Genomic DNA, 15,591 nt, shown 5'->3' with positions numbered 1-15,591 from the left:
GGGGGGGGGGGGGGGGGGGGGGGGGGGGGGGGGGGGGGGGGGGGGGGGGGGGGGGCGGGGGGGGGGGGGGGGGGGGGGGGGGGGGGGCCGGCCGCGGCCCCCCCCCCCCCCCCCCCGCGGGGGGGGGGGGGGGGGGGGGGGGCCCCACGGCGGTGGCGGAGGCGGCGCTTGCGCGAGAGCCCCTGCCCTCACCCCAGCCCTCTCCCCAAGGGGAGAGGGAGCAAGACAGGGAGGTCATGCGCTTGCCGTGTCGTACGGCGCCGTGGGCTTCTCGCCGGCCAGCACCTGCAGCAGATTGGTTGTCGCCAGCTCGGCCATCGCATGCCGAGTCTCGTGCGTGGCCGAGCCGATGTGCGGCAGCGGCGTCACGCGCGGGTGCGTGCGCAGCGGCGAATCCAAAGGCAGCGGCTCCTTCGCGAACACGTCGAGGCCGGCGGCGCGCAGCGTGCCGTGGTCCAGCGCATTCAACAGCGCCCCTTCGTTCACCGTGGCGCCGCGGCCGCCGTTGATGAAGGCGGCGCCGGGCTTCATGCGCGCGAAGAAGGCGGCGTCGATCATGCCGCGCGTGGCGTCGGTCAGCGGCAGCATCGCGAGCACGATGTCGGAACGCGCGAGCAGGTCGTCCAGCGGCGTGTGCGTGGCGCGGCCCTGCAGCTCGGGCGCCTGCGTTGCCAGGTCGACCGGCCGGCGCGAGTGGTACAGCACCGGCATGCCGAAGCCCAGCGCCGCACGGCGCGCCACGGCCTGGCCGATGCGGCCGAAGCCGAGGATGCCCAGCGTCTTGCCGTGCACGTCGGTGCCGAAGAGTTCCTCGCCGATGTTCCTGGTCCAGCGGCCTTCGCGCACCATGGTCGAGAGCTCGACCACGCGGCGCTGCGTGGCCATGAGGATCGCGAACACCGTGTCGGCCACCGTCTCGGTGAGCACGTCGGGCGTGTGGCACAGCACGATGCCGCGCCTGTGCAGTTCGGCCAGCGGGTAGTTGTCGACGCCGACCGACACGCTGGAAATCACTTCGAGCTGAGGCGCGGCGTCGAGCAGCGCGGCATCGACCGGGTGGCTGGAGCCGATGAGCCCGTGCGCGGTGCGCAGCGCGGCGGCAAAGGCCTCGGACTCCTTGCGCGGATCGGCCACCACCACATGGTGCACGGCCTGCAGGCGCGCGAGCTGGTCCGGAGGCAGCGGACGGAAGACGAGGACGTTCTTCTTCGATGCGTTCGTCATGGCGTTTAGAGCCCCGCTTCGTCGAGTTGCGCCCGCGTCGGCAGGCCCTCGGTGTCGCCCAGCACCTGCACGGCGCGCGCGCCGATCCATGCGCCGCGGCGCACGGCGTCGGGCACGCTGCGGCCCTCGAGCAATGCGCTCACAACGCCGGCCGCGAAGCCGTCGCCGGCGCCCACGGTGTCGACCACTTCCTTCACCGGGAACCCGTCGATGCGGCCGGTGCCGGCCACGTCGCTGTCGTAGTAGGCGCCCTCGGCGCCGAGCTTGACCACCACCAGCTTCGCGCCGCGCTCGCGGTAGAACTTCGCCACGTCTTCCGGCTTGCTGTGGCCGGTGAGCAGCAGGCCTTCCTCGATGCCGGGCAGCACCCAGTCGGCGCGCGCGGCGAGCTCGTTGACCCAGTGGCGCATGGTCTCGGTGGACGACCACAGGGTCGGGCGCAGGTTGGTGTCGAAGGAGATGGTGCGGCCGGCGGCGCGCATCACGTCCATGCTCTTGAGCGCGGCCTGCAGGCTGGTGTCGGAGATGGCGGCGAAGACGCCGGTGGCGTGCAGGTGGCGCGCCGAGCGCAGCCATGCCTCGTCGACATCGGCCGGGCCCATGTGGCTCGCGGCGGAGCCCTTGCGGTGGTATTCGATGGGCGGGTCGCTGCCGTCGGTGACGCGGCCCTTGAACTGGAAGCCGGTGCGCTGCGTCGCATCGGTGATCACGTGCGAGCAGTCGATGCCCTCGGCGCGCATCGCGGCCAGCAGCGCGCGGCCCATGGAGTCGGTGCCGAGGCGGCTGGCCCAGCCCACCTTGAGGCCGAGCCGCGAGAGGCCGATGGCCACGTTGGTCTCGGCGCCGGCGGTGCGCTTGTAGAACGATTGCGCGTCTTCCAGCGGGCCGGGCCGGTCGGCCACCAGCAGCAGCATGGCCTCGCCGAAGAGCGCGACGTCGAAGGCAGCAGGTTCCGTCATGTGTTTTCTTGTGTGCTTATGCGCGCGCGGCGCGGATGAAATCGATCTGTGCGCGGGTGACGGCCTCAAGGTCGTCGCCCACCAGGGGGTATTCGATGGCGTGCGGCACGTCGGCCGGCAGTGCGCGCAACACCGAGCGCCACGGCGCGACCGAATCGCCCAGCGGCACCGCCACCCACTTGTGCGGCAGACGCTGCGCGCCCTTGCAATGCACGTAGCGCACGCGATGGCCGAGCGCCTGCGCGGCCTGCAGCGGGCACTCGCCGAGCCAGTGCCAGTTGCCCATGTCGAAGGTCATGCCCAGCGTCAGGCCGGCGCGGTCGGCCGCGTCGAAGAAGGCCTGCAGCGCGGGCAGCGTGCCGGCGCGCACGGTCTGGTCGTTCTCGATCAGGAGCTCGACGCGGGTTTCGGCCAGCTCCACCTTGAGGCCCCACAGGGAGCCGTGCGATGAAGGCCGGAAGTCGCCGATCGACATCTTCAGCCGCTTCGCGCCCACACGCTTGGCCGCGGCGATGCCGCGCTTGAGCGCGGCGCTGTCGAGCCAGCCGCCTTCGGCCCACAAGCCCTCGGGGCTGGAGTAGACCGAAGCCAGACCGTTGAGCGCAGGCAGCTCCGAATCGGCGTCGCGCAGCATCTCGCCGCGCACTTCCACCGAGTCGGCGCCTGCCGCGCGAGAGAGCTGCGAGCACCAGAGCTGGCCGTGCCGCCCCACCTCGGCCGCGCCGAAGGACGAAAGGGAAACGAGAACCTCGAAGGACATCAGTGGGCAGGTCAGTGGTTTTGGTGCGAACTCAGGATCTGGCCGAGGAACTGACGCGTGCGCTCGTCCTTCGGGTTGCCGAAGAACTCCTGCGGCGGCGCCTGCTCGACGATCTTTCCTTCGGCCATGAAGATCACGCGGTCGGCCACGCTGCGGGCGAAGCCCATCTCGTGCGTCACGCACAGCATGGTCATGCCGTCTTCGGCCAGCGTGATCATGGTGTCGAGCACTTCCTTGACCATCTCGGGGTCCAGCGCGGAGGTGGGCTCGTCGAACAGCATGATCTTGGGCGCCATGCACAGCGCCCGCGCGATCGCCACGCGCTGCTGCTGGCCGCCCGAGAGCTGGCTGGGGTACTTGTTGGCCTGCTCCGGAATGCGCACGCGCTTGAGGTACTTCATCGCCACCTCCTCTGCCTGCGCCTTCGTCATGCCGCGCGAGCGCATCGGCGCCAGCGTGCAGTTCTCGAGGATGGTGAGGTGCGGGAACAGGTTGAACTGCTGGAACACCATGCCCACCTCGGCACGCACCGCATCGACGTTCTTGCCGCCGGCCGTGAGGTCGATGCCGTCGACCACGATGCGGCCCTTCTGCACCGTCTCGAGCCGGTTGATGCAGCGGATCAGCGTGGACTTGCCCGAGCCCGAAGGCCCGCAGATCACGATGCGCTCGCCCTGGCGCACGCTCAGGTCGATGCCGGTCAGCACCTGGAATTCGCCGTACCACTTGTTGACCGCTTCCATGCGGATGATCGATTCCGTCGTCATGCTCGTTGTTCCGATACTCACTGTGGGGCGCCCTGCGCCTTCTCAAGAAACACCGCGGAACCGGCCTTGCCGGTCCGCAGGTGTTGCCCCCTGCAAGGGGGTTGGCGTAGCGACACGAAGTGCGCGAAGCCTGGTGGTCAGTTCATTTTCGGCAGGTCGGCCTGCAGCCACTTCTGGTAGAGCTTGTTCAGTTCGCCGTTGGCGGTGTTCTTCTGGACGAAGTCGTTCACTGCCTTGTGCAGCTCTTCCTGGCCGGGGCGCATCGCGATGCCCATCGATTGCTGCACCAGCGTGAACTTGTTCTCGAAGGTGTTGGCAGGCACGCGCTTGGCGATCTGCGCAGCCACGGTCACCGAGCAGCCGATGGCGTCGACCTGGCCCGAGATGAGCGCCTGCATGGCCGAGGCGTCGTCGTCGAAGCGGCGGATCTCTGTGCCTTCGGGGGCGGCCTTGGTCACGGCCACGTCCTGGGTGGAGGCGCGGGCCACGCCCACGCGCAGGCCCTTCAGGTCGCCCGCGGCCTTGATGGGGGTCTTGGTCGCGCCGTACAGCACGATGGTGGCGGCCGCGTAGGGCTGCGAGAACTGCACCTGCTTGGCGCGCTCGGGCGTGATGGCCAGCGAAGCGACCAGCAGGTCGACCTTGTTGGTCAGCAGGAAGGGAATGCGGTTGGGACCGGTCACGGGGACGATGTTGGCCTTCACGCCCCAGTCCTTGGCCAGCAGCTTGGCCACGTCGGCGTCGTAGCCGTCGGGCTGGTTCTTCGCGTCGGTGGTGCCGTAGGGCGGGAAGTCGACCAGCATGCCGATGGTGATCTCGCCCTTCTTCTTGATGTCGGCCACGCTCTGCGCCGAGGCGAAGGGAGCGAACACGGTGAGGGCGGCGCCGAGGCCGAGGGCTGCGAGCGCGACGCGGCGGGTGGTGGTACGGGTCATTGGATGTCTCCTGATGAAGAAAGAGAAACGAAGAACGAAAAAACGAAGAAAACCGAAAGGGTTCAGCGGGTCAGGGCCCGGGCGCGCTTGCGCTCCATGCTCGCGGCCAGCAGCGACAGCGGCCAGCAGATCGCGAAGTAGATCGCCGCCACCACCGAGAACACGATGAGCGGCTGGAAGGTGGCGTTGTTGACGATCTGCCCTGCGCGCGTGACCTCGACGAAGCCGATGATGGCCGCCAGCGAGGTGCCCTTGATGATCTGCACCAGGTAGCCCACGGTGGGCGCGAGCGCGATCTTGAAGGCCTGCGGCAGCACCACGTCGCGCATGCGGTCGAAGTACCTGAGGTTCAGCGCCTGCGCCGCCTCCCACTGGCCGCGCGGAATGGCCTGGATGCAGCCGCGCCAGATCTCGCCGAGGAAGGCGCCGCTGTTGAGGATGAGCGCGACGCCGGCGGCGATCCACGGGTTGATGTCCAGCCCCAGCACAGGCGCGCCGAAGAACACCAGGAACAGTTGCAGCAGCAGCGGCGTGCCCTGAAAGATCTGGATGAAGGTGGTCGAGATGCCCCGCGCCCACGTCGATTCCGACGTGCGCATCAACGCGATGGCGAGGCCCAGGATCGCGCCGCCCACGAAGGCGATGGCCGACAGCGCGAGCGTCCACTTGGCCGCTTCGAGGATGAAAAGGAATTCGGGAAAGCCGAAGGTGCGCATGGTGTTTTTGCTCCGTCCGTCGTCTCTGTCTCTGGTGGATTACCGGCGGTCCGGATAGTCGAGCGTGCGCTTGTAGATCAGCTTGAACATGGCCGAGAAGGCCAGTGCCAGCGCGAGATAGATGGCCGCCACGACGATGTAGATCTCGAAGCTGCGGAAGGTCTGCGACTGCAGGTTGGCGGCCACCGAGGTGAGGTCGTCGGCCGAGATGACCGACACCACCGCCGAGCTCAGCATCAGCAAGATGAACTGGCTCGTGAGCGCCGGGTAGATGGCCTTGAGCGCCGGCTTGATGATGACGAAGCGGAAGATCTCCCAGGGCTTGAGGTTGAGCGCCCTGCCCGCCTCGATCTGCCCCTTGGGAATCGACTCGATGCCCGCGCGGATGATTTCCGTGGCGTAGGCGCCCAGGTTCACCACCATGGCCACCAGCGCGGCCGTCTGCGGCGACCAGCGCAGCCCGATGGCCGGCAGCGCGAAGAAGAAAAAGAACAGCTGCACGAGGAAGGGCGTGTTGCGGATCACCTCGATGTAGGCATTGATGATGAAGCGCAGCCAGCCCGGCCCCGAGGTCTTGCCCCAGGCGCAGAAGATGGCCACCACCAGCCCCAGCACCGTGGCAACGAGCGAGAGCTGGATCGTGATCCACGTGCCCTTGAGCAGCAGCGGCCACGCGGCGAAGACGGCGTCGAATTGAAACTGGTAGTTCATGGTGGGCGGGCCCTGAAGCTGCGCGGCGCGGACGCGCGCATACCCTGAAAGCAATGCTTGCAGCTTATATGAAACCGGTTTCAGGATTTCATAGGGATTCCCCTAGGTGGTCGTTTTGTCCCACCTTCTGCCTACTTCAATGTCATGCTGAACCCACCCGCGGCCGACATCCCCTCAGAGGCGAACGCGCTCTCCACGAGCGCTCCCACCGTGCAGCATTTCAGGCAGGCGCTGCTCTGGCCGCTGCGCCTCATGCCCGCGCCGGGCGCGCAGCCCGGACACCACCACGGCCCCTGGCATGTGCTGCGCGAGATGGGCGACGCATCGCCCTGGCGGGAGGAAGTCGACGAATACACCGGCGACAGCAGCCGCTTCCACGAGCGCCACTACAACGAGTTCGTGAGCTTCCTGCCGTACGTGCAGCGCTTCCTCTACGGCGAGGGGCGTTCGCGCAAAGGCGGCACCGACAGCGACGGCGACTCGCCCATGCGCATCTTCCGCCGCCACGACGTCGCCGCGGTGCGCCTCGTATCGAAGCCGGGCGATGCACCGGTCACGCTCGACGTGATCCATTGCGACCTGTACTTCTTCTTCGACGTCGACGTGGTGATGCTCAACCTCGAAGTCGGCGCGAGCGACCTGAGCCTCGCGCAGGCGCAGGACATCCTCTACCGCTTCGGCCGCGCCTACCCCTCGGGCTGGGAGGCCGACGGCTCGGCGCTGCACTGCATGGCCAGCGTCGAATGGCTGGGCGCCGACGGCCGCGTGCTCGCGAGCTCCGACGCGCAGCAACGCGAGGCCTTTCTCTCGCACGTGGCACAGCACCGCGCGCCGCGCATCGCCGCGCACTGGGCCTATCTGATGCAGCCGCTGGTGAGCGATCATTCCGAAGACGCAGGCGTGCTGCGCTACCGACAGATCGAGTACTACCGCATGCCGGTCATGGCCTATCTGTCGCTCGACGACCCGCGCAGCCTCAGGCGCGACGACTTCGTTCGGCTCGCGCTCGTCACCGGCGTGGGCTCGGGCACCAGCGAGGCGCATCTTCCGTATGCGGAGCACCACCTCGCCGACTTCGAGCACAAGTACTGCTACGACCGCTTCTGGGTGAACGCCGGCGCGGCGCCCAACACGCGCTACCTGTGCAACGGCCATGCGCTCATCGTGGTGGGCGACGCGCGCTCGGAGTTCTTCTGCTGCCGCGACCGCGGCGTGCTCGCGCAGTTCAGGCACCAGCACTTCCTGCTGTTCCTCATCGCGCACTTCCAGAAGGCCTCGCTGCTGATGTTCTCCGACCAGCTGGTGGAGGCGCTCAAGCGGCTGGACATCCGCAGCACGCCGAGCGTGAAGCAGTTCAAGCGCGCCATCCGCGCGAGCTTCGAGCGCTTCCTGCGCTTCACGCACCGCTACTGGTTCCACGAGATCTCGGAGCAGGCGCAGGTGCGCGCCCTCTCCCACATGTGCGCCACGCACCTGGGGCTCGATCCGCTCTACGACGAGGTCAAGGCGCGCATCGCCGACATGAACACGTACCTCGACGCCGACAGCCTGCGCCGCCAGGCCGCCACCGTGGTGCGGCTCACCGTGGTCACCCTCTTCGGTCTCATCGGCACCATCACCACCGGCTTCCTCGGCATGAACCTGCTGGCCGAGGCCGAGGCGCCGCTGTGGCGAAAGGCCGTGTGGTTCGGCGTGGTGTTCGTCGCGACGACCTGGCTCACGATCTACACGATGGTGAAGTCGCAGCGGCTCTCCGACTTCATCGATGCACTGTCGAACGACAGGCTGGGGTTCAGGGGCAAGCTGGCGGCGCTGGCGAAGGTGTGGCGCTCGGGGGCGGATTGACCAGTGCCTGCCCCGAGCCGGTCATCAATGAGGTTCGCGGACCTGCTTGCTCAGAGCATCGCGCAAAGAGCCGATGGTGCTGTCCGCGGCTTCGATTCGCCGTTGCATTTCCTCATTGACCACGCGGAACAGTGCGCCGAGTTCGGATCGGGTCGGATAGATCTCCTCACGCTCATCCACCTGCATCGGAACGACGAGCTTTTCGAGGCATACGTAGGCGCTGTGCACTTGGCGAATGCTCTCGATGTCATCGCCTGCTTGCAGGGCAACCGATTCGGCATTTGAATGGGGATGGGCCGACTTCGGCATTGAAGCGGTATCGGTTTTCGGCGGGTGCTTGGGCACGCGAGCAGGCTTGGTCACGGACGACCTCCAGAGGTTGCGATTTGCAAAAACTGCTGCTCTCGCTGTCAAACAAGGGCGGCAGCTCGGACGGGTTGACAGACCGGGCAACCTCTTGCGAGAAACCGGCAGGGCGCGAGCCCTCCCATCCGAGCCGCCAAAACTGGAGGCGCGAACGAAAAAGCCGCAGATCCTGCGGGAAACTGCGGCTCACGTCGCAGAGATTGCTTCAGGCTGTCAAACCCGATCACGCCTTGTTCGGCGTGACGGGCGCAGTATAGCCACGCAGTTCGCTCACGACCGAGTGGTTCGGCCCGGTGTTCGTCGCAACGGCGTGGCTAACGATCTACAAGATTCGCACTGCATCGCCACGCGGTCGAACGACAGGCTGGAGTTCAAGCCAGCCTCAAAAGCCTTTCATTGGCAGCTGAAACTCTCGGCCTTCTCGATATCGCCCGTGCCCTTGTAACGCGCGACCTTCGGGTAGGCGCAGAGCGGCCGGGTGCGGGTGGGTGACCAGCCCGCGGGCACATCCCCGTTCACGCCACCCGCGTTGCCTGCACCGCGCGCCGAAGCAAGGACGGAATCGGCGGCCTCGCCCTTCTCCACCCAGTTGACGAGCGGTGCGAGCATGTCGAACTGGTCGGTGGTCGGCCCGCCGGAGCAGTGGTTCATTCCGGGCACCCGATAGAAGCGTGCGAAGTTGGAGGCATCGCCGCCGTTGGCCACGGCCAGCTGGTCATACCAGTGCTGCGTGTCGTCGCTCGAGAAGATAGGGTCGCTCGTTCCGTGGTAGGCCATGACCTTGGCGCCGCGCTTCTTCAAGCGGCTCAGGTCGGTCGGATTCGGCGGCGTCATGAACGAAAGCGAGTTCTCGGTATAGAGCCCGTTGGTCGAGGTGATCTTCGCGAGTATCGAATCGATGTTGGCCGTGAGCGTGAAGTTGGGCCCATTGAAGCCGACCGTGTTTTCAGGCGGCACCTGCCAGACGAAGGCGACCGCGCCCGAATCGAGGTTCAATGAATTCGAGAACTTCCACGACGACCAGCCGGTCGTGTTCAGGCCCGCATCGAAGGGGAAGCTCGCATAGAACTTCTTCCCGCCGCCGTCGAGCGCACCCGCGAAGAGCTGCCCGATGCGAAGCTTCTGGTCGGCCGAAAGGCATGTCCCGTCGCGCGAGCCGCTGCAGGTGGGAACGTCGCGGTCGAGCGAGAAGGCCGCCTGGCATGCGCCGGTGTCCTGCACGATGCCGTCGGTCGTGCCATCGAGGGCGTCGCACTTGGCAAGGACTGCGTTGGAGACCAGGGTACGTTCGGCGAGCGTGAAGCCCGTGCCCGGATCGCCGGGGGTGGTTGCCAGGGCGTTGTAGTTCTGGGCGCCGACGATGTTTGCGGAGGCCGCGAGGGGGAGGCGGAAGCCGGGGTCGCCCACCAGGAAGCCGTCGTAGTCGTCCGCGTAGCGCGACATGGCAACCATCGTGTGGCGCCCGCCGTTGGAGCAGCCGCCGATGTAGGAGCGGTCCGGGCCCTTTCCGTAGGCCGACGCGATCAGCGCCTTGGCCATCGGCGTGAGCTTGCCGACGGCCTGGTAGCCGTAGTCGAGGCGAGCCTGCGGATCGATGCCGAAGAATGGCGTGGGCGCCTGGTGCCCCGCGTCGGAACTGATCACGGCGAAGCCCTTGTTCAGGGCGTTGTCCAGAACGCCGCCTCCGCCCACCGGCCCGGTGGCAGTGCCGATGCTGCCGTCGAGGCCTCCGTTGGCCTGGTAGAAGTAGCGCCCGTTCCAGTTCACCGGCAAACGCATCTCGAAGCCGATCGCATAGCTCTGCCCGTCGACCGGGCTCGTGCGCTGATACATCGATCCGCGCACCTGGCAATGCGCCCCCACCGGCTTGCCCGCGACGCTCAGGGTGCCGGCGGCGATCGAATTGGCTGCAGTGATCGTCGTGTTGGCAAAGGTGAAGCCGGCAAGCGAGGCGCAATCGATGAGCGCCGCGCCAGTGGCCGCGCCAAGCACGGGCAGTGTCTCCACGGGCGGCGCCGGATTGTCGGGAGGAGGCGTCACGGGATTGCCGTTGCCGGCCGGCGGTGTGCCCGACGGAGTGCCGGTCGTGGGAAGCGAGGCAACGAAGCCGCCGCCACCGCCGCTTCCTCCGCCGCAGGCGGCCAGCAGTGAAGCGACGAAGAACAGGGATACAGGGGTCTTCAAGCGTGTCTCCTTCGACGCCTGGATGCGGCGCCTATTGGTTAATCTACTTAACTATCAAAGATAACCATTTATGGTTTTCCATTAAGCAGTTTTCACTCTTCCGATGTCGAAGCAATCCATTTAGATCAGGCAGTGAATCAGTTGGAGGGCGAACGACAATGCCCGGAATGCCCAAGAACAGAAGCAATCCGGTAGATGCCACACCAGCCGGCCGGCTGGTCGAAGCGTCCCTGCACCACGTGCTCGGCTACCAGCTCGCACAGGCGACGATCGTCACCGACGCGGTGTTCGCCGAGCGAGTCGGCACACCTTTCGACCTGCGCCCCGTCGAGTTCACGGTGCTGTGCCTGATCCACGAAAATCCCGACGTGTCGGCCGCCCGCCTGGCGAAGGCACTCGCGGTCACCGCGCCCAACATCGCGGCATGGCTCGAGCGGCTGGAAAGGCGAGAGTTGATTCGCCGCACGCCGCACGCAACGGATCGAAGGGCCCAATACCTACGCACCACCCCGACCGGCGCCACCCTTGCGAGCAGCGCTACGCGATCGGTCATCGAAGGAGAGCAGCTCGCGCTCGGCAACCTCTCCAAGGGCGAGCAATTGATCCTGATCGAGCTTCTGCACAAGGTTGCCGTGTCACGCGGCGTGTGAGCGTTCAGGCACCCCTCTTATGCAGGGCCTTTCGCCCGCGGACACGCGCGAGGGCCGCGCGGTGGGTGCAGGCTGTGCTCGTGATTCCGCCAGAATAGGCACGATGCGCATCGCCATCGTCTCCGACATCCACGGGAACCTTCCCGCACTGGAAGCCGTCGTCGAGGACATCGGTCGCCGTGGTGTGGGCACCGTCGTCAACCTCGGTGACAGCCTCTCGGGCCCGTTGATGCCGCTGGAAACGGCACGCTTCCTGATGGCGCAGGACTGGACTCACCTCGCGGGCAACCACGAACGCCAACTGCTCACACTGCCCGCCGGCAGGCGCGGCGCACCGGACGAATTCACCCATGCCCGGCTCGGGCCGCAGGAGTTCGCGTGGATGGCCTCGCTAGGGCCCAGCCTGCGCTGGAATGCCGAAGTGCTGCTGTGCCACGGAACGCCGGACAGCGACCTGCACTACTTCCTGGAGACAGTCGAACCGTCGCTGCTCAGGCCGGCCGAGATGGCCGAGATCGATGCGCGGCTGGGCCGGATCGATGCGCAAGTGCAACTCGTCGCATGCGGGCACACGCATGTGTCGCGGGTGGTTCGCGCCTCGAGCGGGCAATTGATCGTCAATCCGGGCAGCGTGGGGCTGCAGGCCTATGACGACATCCATCCCCATCCACATGTCGTCGAGACCGGGGCGCCTGATGCGCGCTATGCCATCGTGGAGCGGTTGGCTGGAGGCTGGGCCTCCACGTTGATCTCGGTGCCCTACGACCATGCGAGCATGGCGGCGCTCGCGATGGCCAATGGCAGGCCGGACTGGGCCAGTGCCCTCGCCACCGGCCGCCTTCCCCAGGGCTGATCTCACTCAGTCGCCGAAGACGACTTCCGCACTGGCGATTGCGCGGATCGGCACGCCGAAGCTCGTGATGTCCGCGAGCGTGGCGTTGTGATGCTCGCGGATCTTCGCGCCCGTGGCGTGCGGCTTGTCGTGCGAGGTGTGCGCATCGGCCGCGAGCACCACGTGGTAGCCCAGTGCGGCGGCGCGGCGCACGGTCGTGTCGACGCAGAATTCCGACGAATAGCCGCAGACCACCACGCGCTTCACGCCATGCTCCGAGAGCCAGGCTTCCAGCGGCGTGCGCAGGAAGGAATCGGGCGTGGTCTTGCGGATGCGCGCGTCGCGCGAGTCGGTGTCGAGGGCGCCTGCAAGCTGCCAGCGCTCGGAGTCGAATTCGAGGTCGATCGCGTTCTCATGCTGTATGAAGGCCACCGGCGCGCCGGCAGCGCGGGCGCGCCCGGTGAGCGCGTTGATGCGCTGCATCACCTCGTGGGCCTCATGGGGGCGCGGCGGATCGTCGCAAAGGCCACGCTGGACATCGATGACGAGAACGGCAGTTTTCATGGGTCCGGAATCGGCGGGTTCTTGACCGGCGCGATTGTGCCCGACCGTTCCTGACGGGCGCCCTACTGCCTCCCCTGCTGCCTCCCCTGCTGCCTCCTCTGCTGCCTCCTCTGCTGCCCCCTGCTTCCAGGCGCCTCTATTGCCAGGCGCTCACTTCCAGCCTCACCTTGCCGCTGATGCCGGGCGCGGCCGGCGCGGCACCCAGGCTCGACAGCGGCACCACGAACTGCAGCTTGCCGCTCGCGAGCTGCTTGGGGCTCATGGGCAGCGAGGCGCGCCCGGCGGTGTCGGTCTGCCAGCCGTACTTGACGTTCCAGTTCTGCGCCGCGTCATCGGGCTGCGGCGGCGCGATCTCGATGATCAGCGTGTCGCGGAAGAGCGAACTGCCTTCGTAGTGGCCGTCGAGCCAGAACTTGTTGTTGACCTGGTAGTCGGGCACGCGCACGCCCAGCGTCATGGCATAGGCCAGCGTGGGCCGGTCCTGCTTCACCCGCGCCCTGTTGGCGAGGAACACGGTCGACAGATAGATCGAGCGGCGGTCGGCGGTGGCCGGGTCTGTGAGTTCCTTGTGCGTGCGGCAGGCGGGCGAGTCTTCCTCGGCGATGCGGCGGCTCAGGTACCAGCGCTTGCCGCGCGGCGCGGCCAGCAGTTCGACCTGGTAGAGCGCATCGATGTCGGCGTCCTTGGGCAGGTCGGGCGGCAGCGTGACGCCGTCGACGTCGAACCACAGGTCCACGCGCACGTCGCCGAACAGGAAGCGCGTGAGGTTCTGGTAGGCCTCCTCGGAATTCACGATGCCGAAGTAGCCCGAATGCGAGCGATAGGTGTACGCGGTGGCCACCGGCTGTGTCTTGCCGGCGTCGTCCACGGCCCAGAGCGATGCGTTCTCGATGCGCACGAGCCCGTCGCTGCCGTGGCCCGCGAACATGCGAGAGAGGCCCTTGGCGGTTTCATAGTCGCCGCGGTTGGTGCCGACCATGCAGAAGAAGCGCTCGGGCGGGAAGGCGGCGGCCGGCAGGTAGTCCATGCGGCCGTTGACGGCGGGCGTGGCCAGGAACTCGGACATCTTCTCGCGGTTGAAGGTGTTCATTTCGTTCACCGTGAGCCATGCAGGCACGTTGATGCCGCCCATGTCGATGCCGTTGTGCGGCGTGGCGTAGGTGAACACCTTGTCGACGCAGGCGCGCGCGGCAGCATCGCCCAGCGCGGGGTTCTGCAGGAAGGCGCGCACCACAAGGCCTCCCATCGAATGCGCGACGAGGTAGCAGCGGAAGTCGTCGGCCGTGAAGCCCGATGGGCCTTCGCGCTGCACCACGAGGTCGCGCACGCGAAGGATCAGTTGGCTCAGGCCCTGCGCGTACACCTTGACGTCCTTGGCCTTGCCGTCGCCCAGCAGCTCGGAGCCCGAGTCGTAGTAGCGGTAGATGATGACCGAGGCCGAGGGAATGCCGTCGACGTCGTTGCCGTTCGCATCGGGCGAGGGCTTCCAGTCGGGGTCGAGGATGTCCAGGCCGTTCTGGTAGACGCTCTGGTACTGGAAGTCGGCCAGCAGCCGCACCATGGGCGACTCGAAGACGAATTTCTGCGCCGGCGCTTCCTTCTTCACGGTGGCGCGATACACCGTGGAGCCGATGTTGAAGCCGCAGAACGGGTCGGCCGCGGTCTCGTCGCGCTCCGACTCGGTCATGGCGTAGCCGCGCACGTAGATGATGGGATAGCGGTTGGTGCTCATGGATCTTCAGCCTCCTCAGCTTCGGTCGAACCGATGAAGTCCGGCAGTGTGCCGGGCCAGCCCCGCGCCCGCCATACGGCGCATGGCATAGAGCCTGGAATGCCCCTCCTGCCTGAATGTTTCTATCGCTGAAACCATTGAAACATGCGCCTTCGATAGTCTCCGGCCATCCGACAAACACAATCCAGAAGGCTTTCCCATGGCTGAAAACCCGGACTCGCAAGGCTCCTACCTGCCGCAACTCCTGCGCCGCGGCACCGCGCTCGCCGCGGCCGGCTGCGCCTTCGTCGCGGGCTGCAGCGCCGCAGGCGGCGGCGAGACGCGCTACGAGAACTCGCCCCAGTTCAAGGACGGCGGCTTCCACAACATGGCCAACCCCGACCTGCCCCAGCAGGCCAGTGCATGGCGCATCTGGTCGCGCTTCATCGTGGGCAGCAAGATCGACACGGTGCCGGTCGACCCCATTCCCGTGAAGCCGCTGGACAGGCCCACCCTCGACGCGCTCGACACGCGAACCAACCACGTGGTGCGCCTGGGCCATTCGTCGCACCTGCTGAAGCTGCGCGACAAATACTGGCTGATCGACCCCGTGTTCAGCGACCGCGCATCGCCCGTGCAGTGGGCGGGGCCGAAGCGCTTCCACAAGACGCCGATCGCGCTGGAGGATCTGCCGCCCATCGAAGGCGTGATCCTCTCGCACGACCACTACGACCACCTCGACGTGGCGACCATCGAATACCTCGCGAAGGACGTGAAGCGCTACTTCGTGCCGCTGGGCGTGCGCTCGCGGCTGCTGGCGATGGGCGTGCCGGCCGACCGCGTGACCGAACTCGACTGGTGGCAGTCCGCCGAGCACGACGGCGTGAAGCTCACCGCCACGCCCGCACAGCACTTCTCGGGCCGCACGCTCGGCGACCGCGACCGCACGCTGTGGGCCTCATGGGTGGTGCAAAGCGGCGACCAGCGCATCTTCTACAGCGGCGACTCGGGCTACTTCCCGGGCTTCAAGCAGATCGGCGAGCGCTTCGGCGGTTTCGACATCGCGCTGATGGAGAACGGCGCCTACGACAGCATGTGGCCTGCCGTGCACATGACGCCCGAGCAGAGCGTGAAGGCCTTCGAGGACCTGCGCGGCAAGGTGTTCTTCTCGGTGCACAACAGCACCTTCGACCTCGCCTTCCACGCCTGGCGCGATCCCCTGGACCGCATCGCGGCCCTCACGGAGGCCAGGAAGATCGAACTGGCCACGCCGGTGATCGGCGAAGTGGTGACGGTGGGAGCGGCGCGGACCAACACGCGCTGGTGGGTCGACCTGCGCTGACCGCCCCTCTCCCCAAGGCAGGGCG

General features: G+C 67.1%; 15 protein-coding genes. 4 read left to right on the top strand and 11 right to left on the bottom strand.

What is annotated here, in order from left to right:
* Nucleotides 1-234: 234 nt before the first annotated feature.
* The 7 genes from FHY06_RS30330 to FHY06_RS30300 all read right to left on the bottom strand — a co-directional run bounded on the left by FHY06_RS30330 (nt 235) and on the right by FHY06_RS30300 (nt 6,072).
* Nucleotides 235-1,224: a 2-hydroxyacid dehydrogenase gene (locus FHY06_RS30330; protein ID WP_184607268.1), complete on the bottom strand. Its 990-nt coding sequence runs from the start codon at nt 1,222-1,224 to the stop codon at nt 235-237.
* 5 nt (nt 1,225-1,229) lie between these two features.
* Nucleotides 1,230-2,183, bottom strand: a complete 954-nt coding sequence (locus tag FHY06_RS30325) for a sugar kinase (RefSeq protein ID WP_132800663.1) — start codon at nt 2,181-2,183, stop codon at nt 1,230-1,232.
* A 16-nt stretch (nt 2,184-2,199) separates the two neighbouring features.
* The gene (locus tag FHY06_RS30320) at nt 2,200-2,943 is read right to left on the bottom strand and encodes a sugar phosphate isomerase/epimerase family protein (protein ID WP_184607267.1); all 744 of its coding nucleotides are present in this window, start codon (nt 2,941-2,943) and stop codon (nt 2,200-2,202) included.
* A gap of 11 nt (nt 2,944-2,954) precedes the next feature.
* Nucleotides 2,955-3,710 (bottom strand): amino acid ABC transporter ATP-binding protein, encoded by a 756-nt coding sequence (locus tag FHY06_RS30315; protein WP_126184895.1) that lies wholly within the window; start codon nt 3,708-3,710, stop codon nt 2,955-2,957.
* A gap of 137 nt (nt 3,711-3,847) precedes the next feature.
* Nucleotides 3,848-4,645 carry a transporter substrate-binding domain-containing protein gene (locus tag FHY06_RS30310; RefSeq protein ID WP_126184896.1) on the bottom strand — a complete coding sequence of 266 codons (798 nt, stop codon included), beginning with the start codon at nt 4,643-4,645 and terminating at the stop codon, nt 3,848-3,850.
* Nucleotides 4,646-4,707: 62 nt separating this feature from the next.
* Nucleotides 4,708-5,361, bottom strand: coding sequence for an amino acid ABC transporter permease (locus FHY06_RS30305; protein ID WP_184607266.1), 654 nt, complete (start codon nt 5,359-5,361; stop codon nt 4,708-4,710).
* A 39-nt stretch (nt 5,362-5,400) separates the two neighbouring features.
* The gene (locus tag FHY06_RS30300) at nt 5,401-6,072 is read right to left on the bottom strand and encodes an amino acid ABC transporter permease (protein ID WP_019656003.1); all 672 of its coding nucleotides are present in this window, start codon (nt 6,070-6,072) and stop codon (nt 5,401-5,403) included.
* Between the two features lie 144 nt (nt 6,073-6,216).
* Here FHY06_RS30300 and FHY06_RS30295 point away from each other — a divergent pair, with 144 nt between their 5' ends.
* Nucleotides 6,217-7,917, top strand: a complete 1,701-nt coding sequence (locus FHY06_RS30295; RefSeq protein ID WP_184607265.1) for a magnesium transporter CorA family protein — start codon at nt 6,217-6,219, stop codon at nt 7,915-7,917.
* A gap of 24 nt (nt 7,918-7,941) precedes the next feature.
* Here the strand turns inward: FHY06_RS30295 and FHY06_RS30290 are convergent, their stop codons facing one another.
* Together FHY06_RS30290 and FHY06_RS30285 are read right to left on the bottom strand one after the other, a co-directional pair.
* Nucleotides 7,942-8,280, bottom strand: a complete 339-nt coding sequence (locus tag FHY06_RS30290) for a hypothetical protein (RefSeq protein ID WP_311733753.1) — start codon at nt 8,278-8,280, stop codon at nt 7,942-7,944.
* Between the two features lie 396 nt (nt 8,281-8,676).
* A complete protein-coding gene (locus tag FHY06_RS30285; RefSeq protein WP_409327477.1) occupies nt 8,677-10,323 on the bottom strand; it encodes a tannase/feruloyl esterase family alpha/beta hydrolase in 1,647 nt (548 codons plus the stop codon).
* A gap of 311 nt (nt 10,324-10,634) precedes the next feature.
* Between FHY06_RS30285 and FHY06_RS30280 the strand changes: the two genes are divergently transcribed.
* Nucleotides 10,635-11,117, top strand: a complete 483-nt coding sequence (locus FHY06_RS30280) for a MarR family winged helix-turn-helix transcriptional regulator (RefSeq protein ID WP_164713537.1) — start codon at nt 10,635-10,637, stop codon at nt 11,115-11,117.
* 103 nt (nt 11,118-11,220) lie between these two features.
* A complete protein-coding gene (locus FHY06_RS30275) occupies nt 11,221-11,970 on the top strand; it encodes a metallophosphoesterase family protein (protein WP_184607264.1) in 750 nt (249 codons plus the stop codon).
* 6 nt (nt 11,971-11,976) lie between these two features.
* Here FHY06_RS30275 and FHY06_RS30270 read toward each other — a convergent pair whose 3' ends face one another.
* On the bottom strand, nt 11,977-12,513 hold the full coding sequence (locus FHY06_RS30270) for a cysteine hydrolase family protein (RefSeq protein ID WP_126184904.1): 537 nt from the start codon (nt 12,511-12,513) through the stop codon (nt 11,977-11,979).
* A gap of 136 nt (nt 12,514-12,649) precedes the next feature.
* The gene (locus FHY06_RS30265; RefSeq protein ID WP_184607263.1) at nt 12,650-14,245 is read right to left on the bottom strand and encodes an esterase/lipase family protein; all 1,596 of its coding nucleotides are present in this window, start codon (nt 14,243-14,245) and stop codon (nt 12,650-12,652) included.
* A gap of 199 nt (nt 14,246-14,444) precedes the next feature.
* Here FHY06_RS30265 and FHY06_RS30260 point away from each other — a divergent pair, with 199 nt between their 5' ends.
* On the top strand, nt 14,445-15,566 hold the full coding sequence (locus tag FHY06_RS30260) for an MBL fold metallo-hydrolase (RefSeq protein ID WP_145758858.1): 1,122 nt from the start codon (nt 14,445-14,447) through the stop codon (nt 15,564-15,566).
* Nucleotides 15,567-15,591 lie beyond the last annotated feature (25 nt).

The sequence above is a fragment of the Variovorax atrisoli genome (assembly GCF_014195185.1).
Lineage (GTDB): Bacteria > Pseudomonadota > Gammaproteobacteria > Burkholderiales > Burkholderiaceae_C > Variovorax > Variovorax atrisoli.
This window is presented reverse-complemented; position numbering and strand designations above follow the sequence as displayed.